Source organism: Nocardia sp. MH4 (genome assembly GCF_019266065.1).
In the GTDB taxonomy this organism is placed as follows: domain Bacteria; phylum Actinomycetota; class Actinomycetes; order Mycobacteriales; family Mycobacteriaceae; genus Nocardia; species Nocardia canadensis.
In genome coordinates, this window is the sequence record NZ_LPNR01000100.1 from 68497 (window position 1) to 84324 (window position 15828).

13 protein-coding genes are annotated in these 15828 nt (G+C 69.0%); 10 read left to right on the forward strand and 3 right to left on the reverse strand.

The genetic code is table 11. The annotated features are described in order from the left end of the window. Positions 1-11 precede the first annotated feature (11 nt). Positions 12-1835, forward strand: coding sequence for an alpha/beta-hydrolase family protein (locus ATM97_RS15655; RefSeq protein WP_255587834.1), 1824 nt, complete (start codon positions 12-14; stop codon positions 1833-1835). Positions 1836-1883: 48 nt separating this feature from the next. Here ATM97_RS15655 and ATM97_RS15660 read toward each other — a convergent pair whose 3' ends face one another. Continuing rightward, positions 1884-2174 carry a YiaA/YiaB family inner membrane protein gene (locus ATM97_RS15660; RefSeq protein WP_218718747.1) on the reverse strand — a complete coding sequence of 97 codons (291 nt, stop codon included), beginning with the start codon at positions 2172-2174 and terminating at the stop codon, positions 1884-1886. Positions 2175-2318: 144 nt separating this feature from the next. Here ATM97_RS15660 and ATM97_RS15665 point away from each other — a divergent pair, with 144 nt between their 5' ends. Further along, positions 2319-4049: an alpha/beta hydrolase gene (locus tag ATM97_RS15665; protein WP_308248496.1), complete on the forward strand. Its 1731-nt coding sequence runs from the start codon at positions 2319-2321 to the stop codon at positions 4047-4049. A 166-nt stretch (positions 4050-4215) separates the two neighbouring features. Further along, positions 4216-4848 (forward strand): CPBP family intramembrane glutamic endopeptidase, encoded by a 633-nt coding sequence (locus ATM97_RS15670; RefSeq protein WP_218718748.1) that lies wholly within the window; start codon positions 4216-4218, stop codon positions 4846-4848. 142 nt (positions 4849-4990) lie between these two features. Here ATM97_RS15670 and ATM97_RS15675 read toward each other — a convergent pair whose 3' ends face one another. Then, positions 4991-5860 carry an alpha/beta fold hydrolase gene (locus ATM97_RS15675; RefSeq protein WP_218718749.1) on the reverse strand — a complete coding sequence of 290 codons (870 nt, stop codon included), beginning with the start codon at positions 5858-5860 and terminating at the stop codon, positions 4991-4993. An 82-nt stretch (positions 5861-5942) separates the two neighbouring features. Here ATM97_RS15675 and ATM97_RS15680 point away from each other — a divergent pair, with 82 nt between their 5' ends. Together ATM97_RS15680 and ATM97_RS15685 are read left to right on the forward strand one after the other, a co-directional pair. After that, positions 5943-6575, forward strand: a complete 633-nt coding sequence (locus ATM97_RS15680; protein ID WP_218718750.1) for a TetR/AcrR family transcriptional regulator — start codon at positions 5943-5945, stop codon at positions 6573-6575. A gap of 81 nt (positions 6576-6656) precedes the next feature. After that, positions 6657-7052: a sterol carrier family protein gene (locus tag ATM97_RS15685; protein ID WP_218718751.1), complete on the forward strand. Its 396-nt coding sequence runs from the start codon at positions 6657-6659 to the stop codon at positions 7050-7052. Positions 7053-7065: 13 nt separating this feature from the next. Here ATM97_RS15685 and ATM97_RS15690 read toward each other — a convergent pair whose 3' ends face one another. Then, positions 7066-8496 (reverse strand): DUF3533 domain-containing protein, encoded by a 1431-nt coding sequence (locus ATM97_RS15690; protein ID WP_308248497.1) that lies wholly within the window; start codon positions 8494-8496, stop codon positions 7066-7068. Positions 8497-8641: 145 nt separating this feature from the next. On the opposite strand from ATM97_RS15690, the gene purF reads away from it, so the two are divergent. The 5 genes from purF (at position 8642) to ATM97_RS15715 (ending at position 15777) form a co-directional block, all read left to right on the forward strand. Next, complete coding sequence (gene purF, locus ATM97_RS15695; protein WP_308248498.1) at positions 8642-10189, forward strand: amidophosphoribosyltransferase; 1548 nt, start codon at positions 8642-8644, stop codon at positions 10187-10189. A gap of 255 nt (positions 10190-10444) precedes the next feature. Next, positions 10445-12061, forward strand: coding sequence for an ABC transporter substrate-binding protein (locus ATM97_RS15700; RefSeq protein ID WP_255587836.1), 1617 nt, complete (start codon positions 10445-10447; stop codon positions 12059-12061). An 83-nt stretch (positions 12062-12144) separates the two neighbouring features. After that, positions 12145-13155: an ABC transporter permease gene (locus tag ATM97_RS15705; RefSeq protein ID WP_255587857.1), complete on the forward strand. Its 1011-nt coding sequence runs from the start codon at positions 12145-12147 to the stop codon at positions 13153-13155. Continuing rightward, a complete protein-coding gene (locus tag ATM97_RS15710; RefSeq protein WP_218718754.1) occupies positions 13155-14111 on the forward strand; it encodes an ABC transporter permease in 957 nt (318 codons plus the stop codon). Before ATM97_RS15705 ends, ATM97_RS15710 begins: the two co-directional genes overlap by 1 nt. Further along, entirely contained in the window at positions 14104-15777 is a 1674-nt protein-coding gene (locus ATM97_RS15715; RefSeq protein WP_218718755.1) for an ABC transporter ATP-binding protein, read from the forward strand. Before ATM97_RS15710 ends, ATM97_RS15715 begins: the two co-directional genes overlap by 8 nt. The last annotated feature ends 51 nt before the right edge of the window (positions 15778-15828 follow it).

Sequence of the window (15828 nt, forward strand, 5' to 3'; positions counted from 1 at the left end):
GGGAGTCGAGCTTGACGACAGAGGATACGAGCTCGACTTCCACCGAGGCGGCGCACGCCAACCCCGCCGCGCCGGACACTCCCGCCGCGCCGGACACCCCTGCGGCGCCGGGCAACCCGGTCCTGCGCGGAATCCACCTGGTCGAACGGTTCTTCCACCCGAACTACACGGGGCTCGTCGTGGCCACGGTGTTCTTCTGCTGGTCGCTGACGCCGTCGCTGCTGCCGCGTGACTGGTTCTTCCAGGGCCTGGTCAGCGGCATCAACGCCACCATCGGCTACGGCATCGGCTGCGCGCTGGCCTGGGCCTGGCGCAAATGGGTGCGGCCCAGGATCACCCTGCCGGACCGGCTCGCCGACGTCTGGGCGAAGCGGCCGAGCTGGACGTCGATCGCGGTGAAGTCCGTGATCGTGCTGGGCTGCCTGATCGTCTCGATCGCGCTGAGCGTCCAGTCCGCGCACTGGCAGCACCAGATCACCGATCTGATGGGGATGGAACCGATCTCCGATTCGGGCTACCCGCGCACCGTGCTGGTGGGTGCGGTGGTGGTCGGCCTGCTGATCTGGATCTCGCGCGGTGTGGTCCGGCTGGTGCGTGCCGTCGCGCGCGGTCTGAACCAGTGGGTCCGGATTCCGGCGTCGTTCGCGCGGCCGCTCGGCGTGATCATCGTGATGATCGCCGCCGTGCTGCTGTTCAACGGCGTGCTGGCGAAAGCCTTCTTCACCGTGGCGAATTCGGCGTTCAGCGCCCGCAACAGCCACACCTCCGCGCACGCGATCCAGCCGACGCTGCCCGAACGTTCCGGCAGTCCCGAGTCTTTGGCCAAGTGGGACACCCTCGGCTCGGAGGGCCGATGGTTCGTGGCCAACGCGCCGACCGCGCTGGCCATCGGCCAGGTCACCGGAAAGCCCGCGCGCGAACCGATCCGGGTGTACGCCGGGCTGGAATCGGCCGACGGCTTCGAGGCCCAGACCGACCTGGCCGTCGCCGAACTCGACCGCACCAAGGCCTTCGAACGGGAAGTGCTGGTGGTGATCAGCACCACCGGCACGGGCTGGGTCGACTCGACCAGCGCCGAGTCGATCGAGCTGATGTACAACGGGGACAGCGCGTTGGTCGCGACGCAGTACTCCTACCTGCCCAGCGCCCTGTCGTTCCTGTCCGACCGTGACAAGTCGATGACCATGGGCCGCCTGCTGTTCGACAAGGTGTACGAACGCTGGGCGGCGCTGCCCGAGGACGCCAGGCCCAAGCTGCTGGTCTACGGCGAGAGCCTCGGTTCGCAGGGCTCCGAGGGCGCGTTCTCCGGCCTGGCCGACATCCGCAACCGCACCGACGGCGTGCTCTGGGTCGGCCCGCCCAATTCGAACCGGCTGTGGGCGGAGTTCGTGCGCAGGCGCGATCCGGGCACCGAGGAGATCACCCCGATTTTCGCGGACGGGCTCTCGGTGCGCTTCGCCGCCAGCGCCGATCAGCTGGCGAGGCCCTCGGACAACTGGACCGACCCGCGCATCGTCTACCTGCAGCACGCGTCCGACCCGGTGGTGTGGTGGTCGCCGGATCTGCTGTTCTCCGAACCCGACTGGCTGCGCGAGAAGCGCGGACCCGATGTGTCCCCGGCGATGTCGTGGTATCCGATCGTCACGTTCTGGCAGGTCGCGGCGGATCTGCCACGCGCGCAGACGGTATCCAACGGGCACGGCCACAACTACGGCAATGTCGTGCCCGACGCGTGGGCCGCGGTGGCCGAACCACCGGACTACACACCGGAACTGGCGGCGCGGATCAAGGCGTTTCTGGTCGAGTCGGCCGCCACCGAGCATCAGCTGAAGTAGCCGGGCCGGGCAGCGCCGAACCCCTCGATCGGGGCTGCCCGGTCCCGGCTACGACACTGTTCGGAACGGATTGTGCTCGGCGATCAGCTGTTCCAGCCGCGCCTCGTCGATCCGGCCGATCAGGGACTGCGCCTCCTGCTGGTCGCGCACGACCTTGGCGAGGGTGAAGCAGCTGGTGACGAGGAACAGCCCGGACATCGCGAGGAATCCGCGCTGCCAGGCGTCCAGCGGCAGGTAGGCGATCCCGGCGCCGGTGCCGATCAGGCTGACGCCGAACGCGATCGCGGCCTGGACCATGTACGCCGAGGTGTTCTTCGGCTTGGCATTGGGTGTGCTCATGGGAATCAGTGTGCTGACCGGGGGATTGTCGCGGGCGCGTGAAACTACTCGAGTGTGATGGGTAGTTGCCGAACACCGCCGGAAGTGACCGACCCGCCATCCACAACGCCCCGCGGCGCCGAACCGGGCAGCCATACTGGGTGGGTGTCCGCGACCGGCTCCACCCTCGTGACGTTGCGTGCGCGCGGCGCCGAGCTGCTGCGCCGCGTCGAGGACATCGTCGACCTCAATTACCCCGGTCTGGTCCTGGCGACGCTGTTCTTCGCCCTGTCGGTGACGCCGTCGCTGGTCCCGCGCGACTGGCTGTTCCAGGGCTTGATCAGCGGGATCAACGCCGCGATCGGGTACGGGCTCGGCTGTGTGCTCGAATGGATCTTCCGGCGCTGGGTGCGGGCGCGGATCCCGATCCCGAGCCCGTCGGATCGGCTGCGGTACGCCATCAAGGCGACCGTGCTGGTCGTGTGCGCGCTGGTCGCGGCGGTGATGCTGGTGCAGTCGGCGCGCTGGCAGCGCGAGATCACTTCGCTGATGGGGATGGCCGGGACGACGACGCCCGCCTACCTGCGCACCGGGCTGCTCAGCGTGGCCGTCGGGATCGCCGTCGTCGCCGCCTACCGCACGATCCGGACCCTGGTGCTCGTGCTGGCCCGCCAGCTCAACCGCTGGGTGCGGGTGCCGCGCGAACTCGCGCCCGCCGCCGGCGCGCTGGTGCTGGTGGTGTTCGCGGTGACGGTGTTCAACGGTGTCGCCTCGCGGGCATTCTTCGCGGTGGCCAACTCCGCGTTCAGCGTGCGCAACGACCACACCTCCGACTACGCGCTGCAGCCCGTGAAACCGGAGCGCTCGGGCAGCGCCACCTCGCTCGCGCCGTGGCAGACCCTCGGGTACGAGGGCCGCTGGTTCGCCGCCAACGGACCGAGCGCCGACGACATCACCGAGGTGACGGGAAAGACCGCGCGCGAACCGATTCGGGCCTATGTCGGGCTGGAATCGGTGACCGGCGAGCAGACCGCCGCGCAGCTGGCCGTCGCCGAACTCGAGCGGACCAACGCGTTCGACCGCGAGGCCATGGTGGTGGTCACCACGACCGGGACCGGTTGGGTGAACGCGACGGCGGCGGGCGCGATCGAATACCTCTACGGCGGCGACACCGCGATCGTGGCCACGCAGTACTCCTATCTGCCCAGCGTGTTGTCGTTCCTGTCGGACCGGGAGAAGGCCGCCGCGGCGAGCCGGGAGCTGTTCGACGCGGTGTATCAGCGCTGGCTGGCCCAGCCGGAGGGGCAGCGGCCGAAGCTGTTCGTCTATGGGGAGAGTCTGGGGTCGCAGGGTTCGGAGGAGGCGTTCGAAGGGCTCGGTGACCTGCGCGAGAAGGTCGACGGGGCGCTGTGGGTCGGGCCGCCGAACTCGAATCGGCTGTGGAGCCAGTTCGTCGACCGGCGTGACCCCGGTTCACCCGAGGTGGCCCCGGTGTACGCCGATGGGCTCGTCGTCCGATTCGCCGATGACGCAGGCGATCTCGGCCCCGCGGCGACCTGGCGCGAACCCCGCATCGCCTACCTGCAACATCCGTCCGACCCGATCGTGTGGTGGTCGGCCGATCTGATCCTGACCCAGCCGGACTGGCTCAGCGAACCGCGCGGACCGGATGTGTCCACCCAGATGCGGTGGGCACCGTTCGTGACGTTCTGGCAGGTCACCGCGGATCTCACCAACGCCCAAGGGGTTTCGGACGGCCACGGCCATCGTTACGGGAGCCTGGTGCTGGACGGGTGGTTGGCGGTGGCGGCGCCGCCCGGGGTGAGCGGGGACGTCGTCGAAAGTATCCGGGCCGCACTGGATTCGGCGGACGAGTTCGAGCGGGCCGTCAAGTGAGCAGGGGCGCGCGGGTGCTTGCGTATCGCGCGTCCTGCGGCGGGTGGTCTGCCCGGTGGGCGTCGGCGAGCGCTGGTCGCGGTGTCGCGTTCGAGTGCTGCGAGCTTCGGTGGTGAGGCGCTCCGCGCGGCGCAGCTGGGGACGCGCACCCGGTCTGCGGGAGCGGATGCGAGTGGGTGCGGCCCTGGGTCTGCCGCTGCTGTGGAGTAATCGGCTGCTCCCCGCGTCGCGCCTTCGGCTGCGTGGCCGCACCGCGGCCAACCTCGGGTTCGCGGCGAGCTACGCGCTGGTGTTCGGGGGGCGGCCGAACTGGTCGTCGGCCAAGGGTTTTCGCTGGGGGATGGGCGGTGCCGCGCTGGTGTTCGCCGGTTACGGTGTGGCGCTGGCTGTTCCGGCGCTGCGCAAGCTGCCGCTCGAGGTCGCCGAGCGGGTGCCCGAGACATCCACGCTCGAATGGGTCGCCCTGCACATCCCCGTCGGCACGGTGCTCGCCGAGGAAGCGATGTTCCGCGGCACCCTCGATCCACTGCTCGACGACGTCGCGGACCCGCGCGTCGCCGCGGCGGTCGGCGCGCTCGATTTCGGTCTGTGCCATATCCGTCCGGCGCGGGCCACCGGCGAATCGGTGCCGGGCACCGTCGCGCTCACCACCCTCGCCGGACTGGTCTTCAGCGCGCTGCGCAGGCACACCGGCAGCGCGACCGCCCCCGCCCTGCTGCACCTGGCGATCAACGCCGGGGGAGCGATGCTGCCGCTCGTGGCGCAGCGGATCGAACTCCGCTCGGGGCGCGGCGTGTGACCGCCCTCCGTGCATTGCGCCTGGCACTGGGTGATCGCCTTGTCGACAGTGCGGACCATCCCGGGTGACTACGGGTTGTGGCCGGATGCCACCGTCACCGTGATGCGTTTCTGGTCCAATTCGCCCGCCGAATCGGGCATGGTCAGGTGGTGGCGACGAAACCGGCTACGGCGTCGGTGAAGGCGTCGTTGTCGTCGCCGGCGGCGGTGTGGGCGGCGGCGGTGATCTCGGCCAGGCGGGCGTGGGGGGCCAGGGCGAGGAAGGCGGCGGCGCCCTCGTCGCTGACCACGTCGGACTTGCCGCCGCGGACCAGCAGGACCGGGATGGTGAGTGCCTCGGCGGCGGTTTCCATGTCGGCGATGCGGGCCTGCGGGTTGTCCTCGAGGCCGCTGAGCAGGTCGGGGTCCCAGTGCCAGTACCAGCGGCCCTCGCGCTGACGCAGGTTGCGCAGCAGGCCGTCGGCGTTGTCGGGGCGCGGCCGGTGCGGGAGGTAGGCGGCGACCGCGTCGGCGACCTGATCGAGGGTGTCGAAGCCGTCGCGGTGTCTGCCGAGGAAGTCCATGACGCGTTCCACGCCTTTGGATTCCGAGCGGGGCACGATGTCGACGAGCACCAGCGCCCGGATCGCGGCGCCGGCGGGGTCGGCGGTCGCGAGCAGGCCGGTGATGCCGCCCATGCTGGCGCCGACGACGACCGCGCCGTTGTCGGGAGTGGCGCCGAGCTGGTCGAGCACGGTGAGCAGATCGCCGACCATGGCGTCGCGGGTGTAGTCGCGGGTGGGCGACCAGTCGCTGTCGCCGTGGCCACGGGCGTCCACCGCGACGACGTGCATGCCCGCCGCGGCCAGGGCGCGGCCGGTGCGCTTCCACGAGTGCCGGTTCTGGCCGCCGCCGTGCAGCATCACGACCAGCGGGCCGCCCGGAGTGCCGAAGCTGTCGGCGACCAGGGTCAGCTCGTCGGAGCTGCGCAACCGCAGCGTCGTCGGTTCGGTCGGCTCGGTGGAGCTCGGCATGACACCTCCTGAACATGGTTCACTGTGCTGAACGTTGTTCAGAATGTAGCGTGAAGCCCCGATCGAAGGGAAGTGGGGACCAGTGGCCGAATCGAGCCGGGCGGAGCGCCGTGACGAGATCGCCGAGGCGAAACGCGCGATCATCCTGCGCGCGGCCAGGACGATCTTCGAGGCCGACGGCGTCGACGCGGCCAATATCCGGGCCATCGCCACCGCGGCCGGCTACACCCCCGGCGCGCTCTACGCCTACTTCCCGAGCAAGGAGCACATCTACGCCGCGCTGCTCGGCGAATCGCTGGCCCGGCTCTCGGCCGAGGTGGCGGCGGTGACCACCCTCGACGACCCCGCCGCCCGGTTCCGCGCCGCGGGCCTGGCGTTCTTCGACTTCTACGACGGTAACCCCCGCGACCTGGACCTGGGCTTCTATCTCTTCCGCGGCGGCATCCGCCCGCACGGTCTCGGCGCCGAACTGGACGCCGGCCTCAACGCGGCCATGCTGTCCGGCCTCGGCCCGATCGTCTCCGCGGCCGTGGAACTCGGCGCCACCGAAGAACGCGCCCGCGTCATCACCGCCGATGTCCTGGCCCACCTGTCCGGCCTGCTCCTGCTCGCCCACACCAAACGCCTCGCCCTGCTCGGTGGCGTCGACGCGCGCCGGATGATGGTCGAGTACCTCGACCTGCGCATCGACGCCCTGCGCGCCGGACGCGGCTGATCGATCCGCGGCGCCGTCCGCACCGATGCTCGGCTCCCGCCGCCTCGTCGGCGACCGGTCGCGATCGGTAGCGTTGCGCGAATGGCGGGACGGAAGACAGTAGATCCGGCGGAGGTGCGCGCCGCGGTGACCGCCGTGGCCGACTGGTTGCGTTCGGCCGACGCGCCGGGGCCGGAGCGAAGCGTGCTGGCCGCGGCGGTGCGGGGGACCGCGCGGGCGCTGGCGGCGGACGCTCCCGGCCACTCGGTGGAAGTCCGGGTGCCGCCGTTCGTCGCCGTGCAGTGCATCGAGGGCCCACGGCACACCAGGGGGACGCCGCCGAACGTGGTGGAGGCAGACCCGCGCACCTGGTTGTTGCTTGCCACCGGATTGCTGGCGTTCGACGACGCGGTGGCCGCCGGCGTGCTGTCGGTGTCGGGGACGCGCGCAGGCGAGATCGCGGCGTGGCTGCCGATCGTGCCGGTCGATCCCCGGTGACACCGCCGCGCGGTCAGTCCGTCTTCGTCGTGTCGATCAGGTTCTCCCGGTGCAGTCCCTTGACGTCGTAGTACCTGGTGATCACGATGCCGCCGACCACGGCGAGGCCGAGCCCGAGCAGCGCCATCCAGATTCCCCGCCCGAGTCCGGCGGTGTAGTCGGATTCGAAGTACAGGATCGAGCGCATGCCCAGGTACACCTGGTGCATCGGCTCGAATTCGGCCAGCCAGGCGATGTAGGTCGGGACCGCCTGGATCGGGACGGTGCCGCTCGACGAGGGCAGACCGAGAATGACGAACACGGCCAGGTTGATCAGCAGGCCGGCGGTGCCGAAGGCAGCCAGCGACGCCATACAGGTCATTCCCACCGCGACCAGCGCGAGGACGGAGTACAGCAGCAGCTGCGTCGGCTGGTTCCCGGCGACACCGAGGACCTTCGCCACGGCCAGGTAGAGCAGCGAGATCACCACGGCCACGACGATCATCACGCCCCACTTGATCAGCAGGGTGTGGAACCGTGAGATCGGCGTCGGCGGATAGTGCACGTACCAGGGGCCGTACTCGGTGGGCTGGAAGCCGAGTTGGGCGTCGACCATCGTGTGGATGACCATCGCGCCGACCACACCCGCCATCAGGATCAGCAGCGCGTAGAAGAACGCGGTCAGGCCGAGGCCCGAGCCCTTGCCGAGCGGGCGCCATTCCTGCTCGACCACCTGGATGGGCTGGGCCAGCGTCAGCTGGGCGGCGCCGGAGATCTCCGGTGCCGGAGCGCCCGCGGGCGTCGCGGCGAGGGTGTCGCGGACCCGCGTGCTCAATTGCTGCCCGACCTGCTTGTTCACCTCGGCCATCGCCCGCGCCCCGATGCGGGTGACGATGCCTGCCGAGTACGGGCCCATCCCGGAGTTGGTCTGCACGGTGATGATCGGGCGCTCGATCTCGCCGCCGACCACACTGCCGACGCCGAGAATTCCCAGCCGTTTGCTGAAGTCGCTGGGAATGATGACGGCACCGTAGATCTGGGCGGTGCGCATCAACCGCTCGGACTCGCTGATCCCGACCACGCGCAGATCGACCTGGTCGGCGGGCACCCCCGCGACCAGGGCATCGGCGACCTGCTTACCGAAGTTCACGTGCTCGGTCCGGCCGCCGGTGTCGATGGTGTCGCCGACGTCCTGGTTGACCAGCACGATCGGGAAATCGTGCAGATTCCCCTCCGGATCGGCGATATAGGCCAGGTACATGATGCCGAGCAGAGACAACACGACAGCGAGGACAGTGGTCGGCGCCACGAGAATCCTGACCCACTGCCGCCGCGAGATCCCGACTGTGGCCGATCTCGCTCCACCACCGGGCGAGGTATCGGAATCCTTCGGCGCCGAATCGGCGTTGACGGTGGGTAACGCCGGGGAATCGGCTGATTCGTGCGCACTGTCATCGGTGGTCACGATCGGCACGGTAGCAGCTGTGCCCCCGGAATCTGGGTGATCGCACACGGTCGATTGCGCCAGGTTTGCGCCGCGGTGTACGTCGAGACCCTGAACACCCGTAGAATGACGGGTGCCCCCAGCCCGCCCGAACAGGGAGCAAACGGTGAATGACCCCCACGAGCCCGAGAACGAGCCCCGCGAGGAGTGTGGCGTCTTCGGCGTCTGGGCTCCCGATGAGGACGTCGCCAAGCTCACCTACTACGGCCTCTACGCCCTGCAGCATCGCGGGCAGGAGGCGGCCGGTATCGCCGTCTCCGACGGCTCCCAGATCCTGGTCTTCAAGGATCTCGGCCTGGTCTCCCAGGTCTTCGACGAGCAGACGCTAGGCGCGATGCCGGGGCATATCGCCGTCGGTCACTGTCGCTACTCCACCACCGGTGGCGTCACCTGGGAGAACGCGCAGCCGATCTTCCGCACCACCGCCGTCGGCTCCGGCCTGGCGCTCGGCCACAACGGCAACCTGGTCAACACCGCCGAACTGGCCGGTCGCGCACGCGAATTGGGCCTGATCGGAGCGGGCGTGATCGACGGTCGCCCGCAGATGACCGGCGCGACCTCCGATTCCGACATCGTCACCGCGCTGCTGGCGCACGCCGCCGCCGACTCGAGCATCGAGCAGGCCGCGATGGAGCTGCTGCCGCAACTGCGCGGCGCGTTCTGCCTGACCTTCATGGACGAGCACACCCTCTACGCCGCGCGTGACCCGCACGGCGTGCGCCCGCTGGTGCTGGGCAGGCTCGACCGCGGCTGGGTGGTCGCCTCCGAGACCGCCGCGCTCGACATCGTCGGCGCCGCGTTCGTCCGCGAGATCGAGCCGGGCGAGCTGCTGGCCATCGACTCCGACGGCGTGCGCTCGATGCGCTTCGCCAACCCCGAGCCCAAGGGGTGCGTCTTCGAGTACGTGTACCTGGCTCGCCCCGACACCACCATCGCCGGCCGCTCGGTGCACTCCACCCGTGTGGAGATCGGCCGCAAGCTGGCCAAGGAACATCCGATCGAGGCCGATCTGGTGATCCCGGTGCCCGAGTCGGGCACGCCCGCCGCGGTCGGCTACGCGCAGGGCTCCGGCATTCCCTACGGCCAGGGCCTGATGAAGAACGCCTATGTGGGCCGCACCTTCATCCAGCCGAGCCAGACCATCCGCCAGCTCGGCATCCGGCTCAAGCTCAACCCGCTGCGCGAGGTGATCCGCGGCAAGCGGCTCATCGTCGTCGACGACTCGATCGTGCGCGGCAACACCCAGCGCGCGCTGATCCGCATGCTGCGGGAGGCGGGCGCGCTGGAGATCCACGTCCGCATCGCCTCGCCGCCGGTGAAGTGGCCCTGCTTCTACGGCATCGACTTCGCCTCGCGCGCGGAGCTGATCGCCAACGGCACGGGCGCCGACGACAGCTACGTCGACATGGTCGAGAACGTGCGCCGCTCGATCGGCGCCGACAGCCTCGGCTACATCTCCACCGAGGGCATGATCGCCGCCACCGAGCAGCCGGCCACCCGGCTGTGCACCGCCTGCTTCACCGGCGACTACCCGATCCCGCTGCCGCAGGAAGCGGCCATCGGCAAGAACGTCCTCGAGGGCATGCTCTCGGGTCAGCCGGAGGCGAAGCTGCTGGGCGAGAACGTCAATGTCGACGCGCTGAGCAGGCCGTAGCGCCGCGTCGCAGTCCAGGAGGGGCCGGTCAGGATAAACCTGATCGGCCCCTTTTGCGTTGTGTACGTGAATAATTCCGGTCAACGATAATTACGTAAGATTAGTTCATAACATCCCCGCAATTTTTCGCCCGATTTGAAACTGGGCGGTAATGGTTCGCCTGTACGGTCCCCCGATATATCGCTGGCTCACCGCGTGGTCGCCGCTCCTGTGATCCAGGCGCGGCGACGACGCGGCGTTCGAGAATGGGACCTGATGTTGAACAGTGCAATGAGCGCCCGCAGGAATCGCGCGAAACAAGTTGCCGCAGTAGGTGTCGCGGCGGTGGTCGCGGCCGCGCTGGCGGGCTGCGGTTCGGGGCGCACCGATGAGGCGGGGTCCGGGGCGGGGCTGGTCGTCGGCACGACGGACAAGATCTTCTCGCTCGACCCGGCGGCGGCCTACGACAACGGCTCGCTGCTGGTGGAGAACCAGATCTATTCGTATCTGCTGAATTTCGCGCCCGGCGACACCACGCCCAAGCCCGACGCGGCGGAGAAGTGTGAGTTCAGTACGCCCACCGTGTACACGTGCAAGATCAAATCCGGGCTGAAATTCGCCAGCGGAAATCCGTTGACCGCCAAGAGCGTCAAGTTCTCCTTCGACCGGATGCTGAAGATCAACGATCCGCACGGTCCCGCCTCGCTGCTCGGCAACCTCGACAAGACCGAGGTGGTCGACGATCTCACCGTCGCCTTCACGCTGAAGGTCGCCAACGATCAGACCTTCCCGACGATCCTGCCGACCCAGGCCGGACCGATCGTCGACGAGCGGGTGTTCCCCGCCGACAAGGTCGCCACCGACGACGAAGTCGTCCAGGGCAAGGGCTATTCCGGCCCGTACACGATCACCAGCTACGACAAGAACAAGCTGGTCGAGTACCAGGCCAACCCGGACTACCAGGGCATCCTCGGCACGCCGAAGAACTCCACGGTCTCGACCAAGTACTACGCCACCTCCGACAACCTCAAACTGGACCTGCAGAACGGCGCCATCGACGTCGGCTACCGCTCGTTCACGCCCACCGACATCGACTCCCTGCGTGCCGACTCCAAGGTGAAGGTGACCGACGGTCCCGGCGGCGAGCTGCGCTACATCGTGTTCAACATGAACACCATGCCGGGCAACACCCCCGAGCAGAAGCTGGCCGTGCGCAAGGCGCTGGCGTCCTCGGTGGACCGCGAGGCGCTGGCCTCGGCGGTGTACAAGAACACCTATCAGCCCGCGTACGGCTATGTCCCGCAGGGGATGACGGGTGCGGCCGAGCCGCTCAAGCAGCTCTACGGCGCCAAGCCGGACAAGACGCTGGCGGCGAAGTTCCTCGCCGACGCGGGCGTGGCCACGCCGGTGACGCTCAACCTGCAGTACAACCCGGACCACTACGGTTCCAGCTCCTCCGAGGAGTACGCCGCGGTGAAGTCCCAGCTCGAGGCCTCCGGCCTGTTCAAGGTGAACCTGCAGTCCACCGAATGGGTGACCTACCAGAAGGAACGGGCCTCCGACGGCTACCCGATGTACCAGTTCGGCTGGTTCCCGGACTTCCCGGACGCCGACAACTACCTCTCGCCGTTCTTCGGCCCGAACAACTTCCTGCAGTCGCACTTCGAGAATCCCGGCATCAACGCCCAGCTGACCGCCGAGACCACCGAAGCCGATCCGGCCAAGCGGGTCGAGCTGTTGCGCAAGATCCAGACCGATCTGGCACAGAACTTCCTGCCCACGCTTCCGTTGCTCTCGGGTAAGCAGGTCGCGGTGTCCAAGCCCGGCGTCTCCGGCGTCGATCAGACCCTCGACGGCTCCTTCAAGTTCCGGTTCACGGTACTGAGCAAGTGAGTGACGTTCCCGCCGCATCCGGATCGCTGATCCGGGTGCGGCGTTTCGGGTGGACGCGCGGCGGGGGTTCCCGCCAGGTGGCTCTGCTGCGGTACCTGCTGATCCGGCTGCTGCTGATCCTGCCGACCGCGTGGTTGCTGGTGACGGTGGTGTTCTTCCTGATGCGGGTGATCGGTGACCCGATCAGCGCGGCCATGGGCGGCAGGCTGACCCAGGATCAGATCGAGCAGCGCAAGGAGGCCGCGGGGCTCAATCGACCGATCCTGACCCAGTACTGGGAGTACATCACCGGCTTCCTGCACGGCGATTTCGGACGGACCCAGGACAACCAGGCGATCGGCGATGTGGTGATCACCTACGGCGCCGCCACGTTCGAGCTGGTGTTCTGGGGCTTGCTGGTCGCCTTCGCGATCGGTGTGCCGCTGGGCAGATACGCGGCGACGCATCGGGATTCGACGTCGGACGCGGTGCTGCGGTTCGCCGCGGTGCTGGCCTACGCGGCCCCGGTGTTCTTCGTCGGCATGTTGCTCAAGCTGATCTTCTCGGTGTGGCTGGGCTGGTTCCCGGTCGGCGGGCGGGCGAGCACCGACGTGGAACTCGCGCTCCAGCACGTCTCGCCGAAGACGAACATCCTGATCATCGACTCGATCCTGTACGGCGAACCGTCCTACGTGCTCGACGTACTCGAGCACGCGGTGCTGCCCGCCGTCGCGCTCGGCCTGCTCACCGGCGGCATCTTCCTGCGGCTGGTGCGGGTGAACCTGATCCAGACGCTGCGCAGCGATTTCGTCGAGGCGGCGCGAGCGCGCGGACTGTCCGCACGGGTGGTCACCGGCAGGCACGCGATGCGCAACGCGCTGATCCCGATCATCACGGTGATGGGGATGTGCATCGCGATGATGCTCGGCGGCGCGGTGCTCACCGAGACCACCTTCGAGTGGAAGGGCCTGGGCTATCAGCTCGCCGAGTATCTGCGGGCGCGGGACTTCATCGCGGTGCAGGGCATTGTCGCGTTCATCGCGTTGCTGGTCGCGGTGATGAGTTTCGTCGTCGACGCCGTCGTCGCGCTGATCGACCCGAGGGTGAGGTTCTGATGAGCACCGCAACGGTGAAGCGGCGCCGGATACCGGGCGCCGGGCTGCTGTCGATGACGGCTGGGCTGCAACGGATCACGCTGATCACGGGGCTGGTGCTGGTCACCGGCTTCGTCTTCGTCGCGGTGTTCGCGCCGCTGCTCGCGCCGTATGGGCTGGCCCAGAACAGCGCCGACGGTGTGGCTTTCGTGCCACAGCAGGGGCCATCGGCCGAGCACTGGTTCGGTACCTCGGTGCGCAGCGAGGACGTGTTCTCCCGGGTGCTGTTCGGCGCGCGCACCGCGCTGCTGGTGATCGTGATCGCGGTGGTGCTCTCGCTGCTGGTCGGCGTGCCGCTGGGGCTGCTGTCGGGGTACGTCGGGCGCTGGGTGGACCGGGTGCTGGTGCTGGTCATGGACGCCATCTACGCGTTCCCGACGCTGCTGCTGGCGATCGTGGTGTCGATCGTCGTCGCGGGCGGCACGTCGAGCAGTCTCGGCGGCATGCTGTCGGCGGCGATCGCGATCACGGTCGTCTATGTGCCGCAGTACTTCCGGGTCGTGCGCAACGCGACGGTGGCGGTGAAGACCGAGCCGTACGTGGACGCGGCGCGGGTCACCGGCGCCTCGACGGCGCGAATCATGTTCCGGCACATCCTGTCCAACGTCACCGGCTCACTGCCGGTGATCATCACCATCAACGCCGCCGACGCCATCCTGACGCTGGCCGCGCTCGGCTTCCTCGGCTTCGGCATCGAGCCGACCCAGGCCGCCGAGTGGGGCTACGACCTGAACAAGGCGCTCAACGACGTGTCCAACGGGATCTGGTGGACCTCGATCTTCCCCGGCACCGCGATCGTGCTCGTCGTGCTCGGGATGACGCTGGTCGGGGAGAGCATCGACGAGACACTGAACCCGCTGCTGCGGACCCGGCGCGCGGTCACCACGGTGGACGAGAAGGAGACGGCCGATGACTGAGACCGTAACCCGAACACCCGCGCTGTCGGTGTCGGGGCTGTCGGTGACCTTCGCCACCGACAGCGGGCCGGTCGCGGCCGTGCGCGAGGTGTCCTACGAAGTGTTCCCCGGCGAGGTGCTCGCCATCGTCGGCGAGTCCGGCTCGGGGAAGTCGGTCAGTTCGCGCACCGCGATCGGGCTGCTGCCGCACACCGCCCAGGTGCGCGGGCTGGTCACCCTGGGCGACCGCGCGGTGACCTCGATGACCGAGAAGCAGCTGACCGCGCTGCGCGGCGGCGAGGTCTCGATGGTCTTCCAGGAACCCGCCCGCGCGCTGGATCCCCTGTTCACCGCGGGCTTCCAGATCTGCGAAGCCCTGCGCGCGCACAGCGGGACGAGCCGCAAGGACGCCCGTGCCAAGGCGATCGAGCTGTTGCGCACGGTCGGGCTCCCCGATCCGGAGCACCGGGTCGACTACTACCCGCATCAGCTCTCCGGCGGGCAGAAGCAGCGGGTGATGATCGCGATCGCCATCGCCTGCGAGCCCAAGGTGATCATCGCCGACGAGCCGACCACCGCGCTCGACGTCACCGTGCAGGCCGAGATCCTGGAACTGCTGCGCGACCTGCGCGACCGGCTGGGCAGCGCGATCGTGCTGATCACCCACAACATGGGTGTGGTCGCCGACCTGGCCGACCGGGTGGTGGTGATGCGGGCGGGCGAGGTCGTCGAACAGGCGCCGGTGCACGAGCTGTTCGCCAGCCCGCGCGCCGAGTACACCAGGGCGCTGCTCGATGCCGTCCCGCATCTGGGCGCGGCGACCATCGAGCGGCCGGCGATCGACCCCGAGGCCGAGCCGGTGCTCGAGGTGCGCGATCTGGTCGTCCAGTTCCCTGGGCCGTTCGGACGCCCCGCGTTCCGGGCCGTCGACGGGGTGAGCCTGCGGATCCGGCCGGGGGAGACCCTCGGGCTGGTCGGGGAGTCGGGATCGGGCAAGTCGACGATCGGCCGGTGCGTGGCGGCGCTGCAACGGCCGACCTCGGGGCGGGTGCTGATCCGCGGGCAGGACATCGCCGAGCTGTCCCAGCGCAAGCTGCGCCCGATCCGACGGCGCTTCGGGTTCGTGTTCCAGGACCCGGCCGGCTCGCTCAACCCGCGCCTGACGATCGGCGAGTGCGTGGCCGAGCCGATGGTGGTGCACCGCACCGGCGACCGGGCCGCCATCGCGGCCAGGGTCAGGACGTTGCTCGACGACGTCCAGCTGCCCGCGGGCACCGAGAAGCGCTACCCACACGAGCTGTCCGGTGGGCAGCGGCAGCGGGCCAGCCTGGCCAGGGCGCTGGTACTCGATCCGGACCTGCTGGTGGCCGACGAGCCGACCAGCGCGCTCGACGTCTCGGTGCAGGCCGCGGTGCTCGAGCTGTTCGCGCAGCTGCAACGCGAGTGCGGCTGGGCCTGCCTGTTCATCAGCCACGATCTCGCCGTCGTCGACCAGCTCGCCGATCGGATCATGGTGCTGCGCGAGGGATCCTGCGTCGAGGAAGGCGACAACGAACAGATCCTGCGCCATCCGCGCCACGAGTACACCCGCCGTCTCGTCGCCGCGGTTCCGGTTCCCGACCCCGTCCAACAGCGCGGTCGCCGAGCTGAGATCGCCGCCACTTTCGCCACGGAGCTGGAACAATGAGCACATGAGGGAGCGCAGCGGGCGAGTCGGGGGCAGGAGCCGAACGACAGC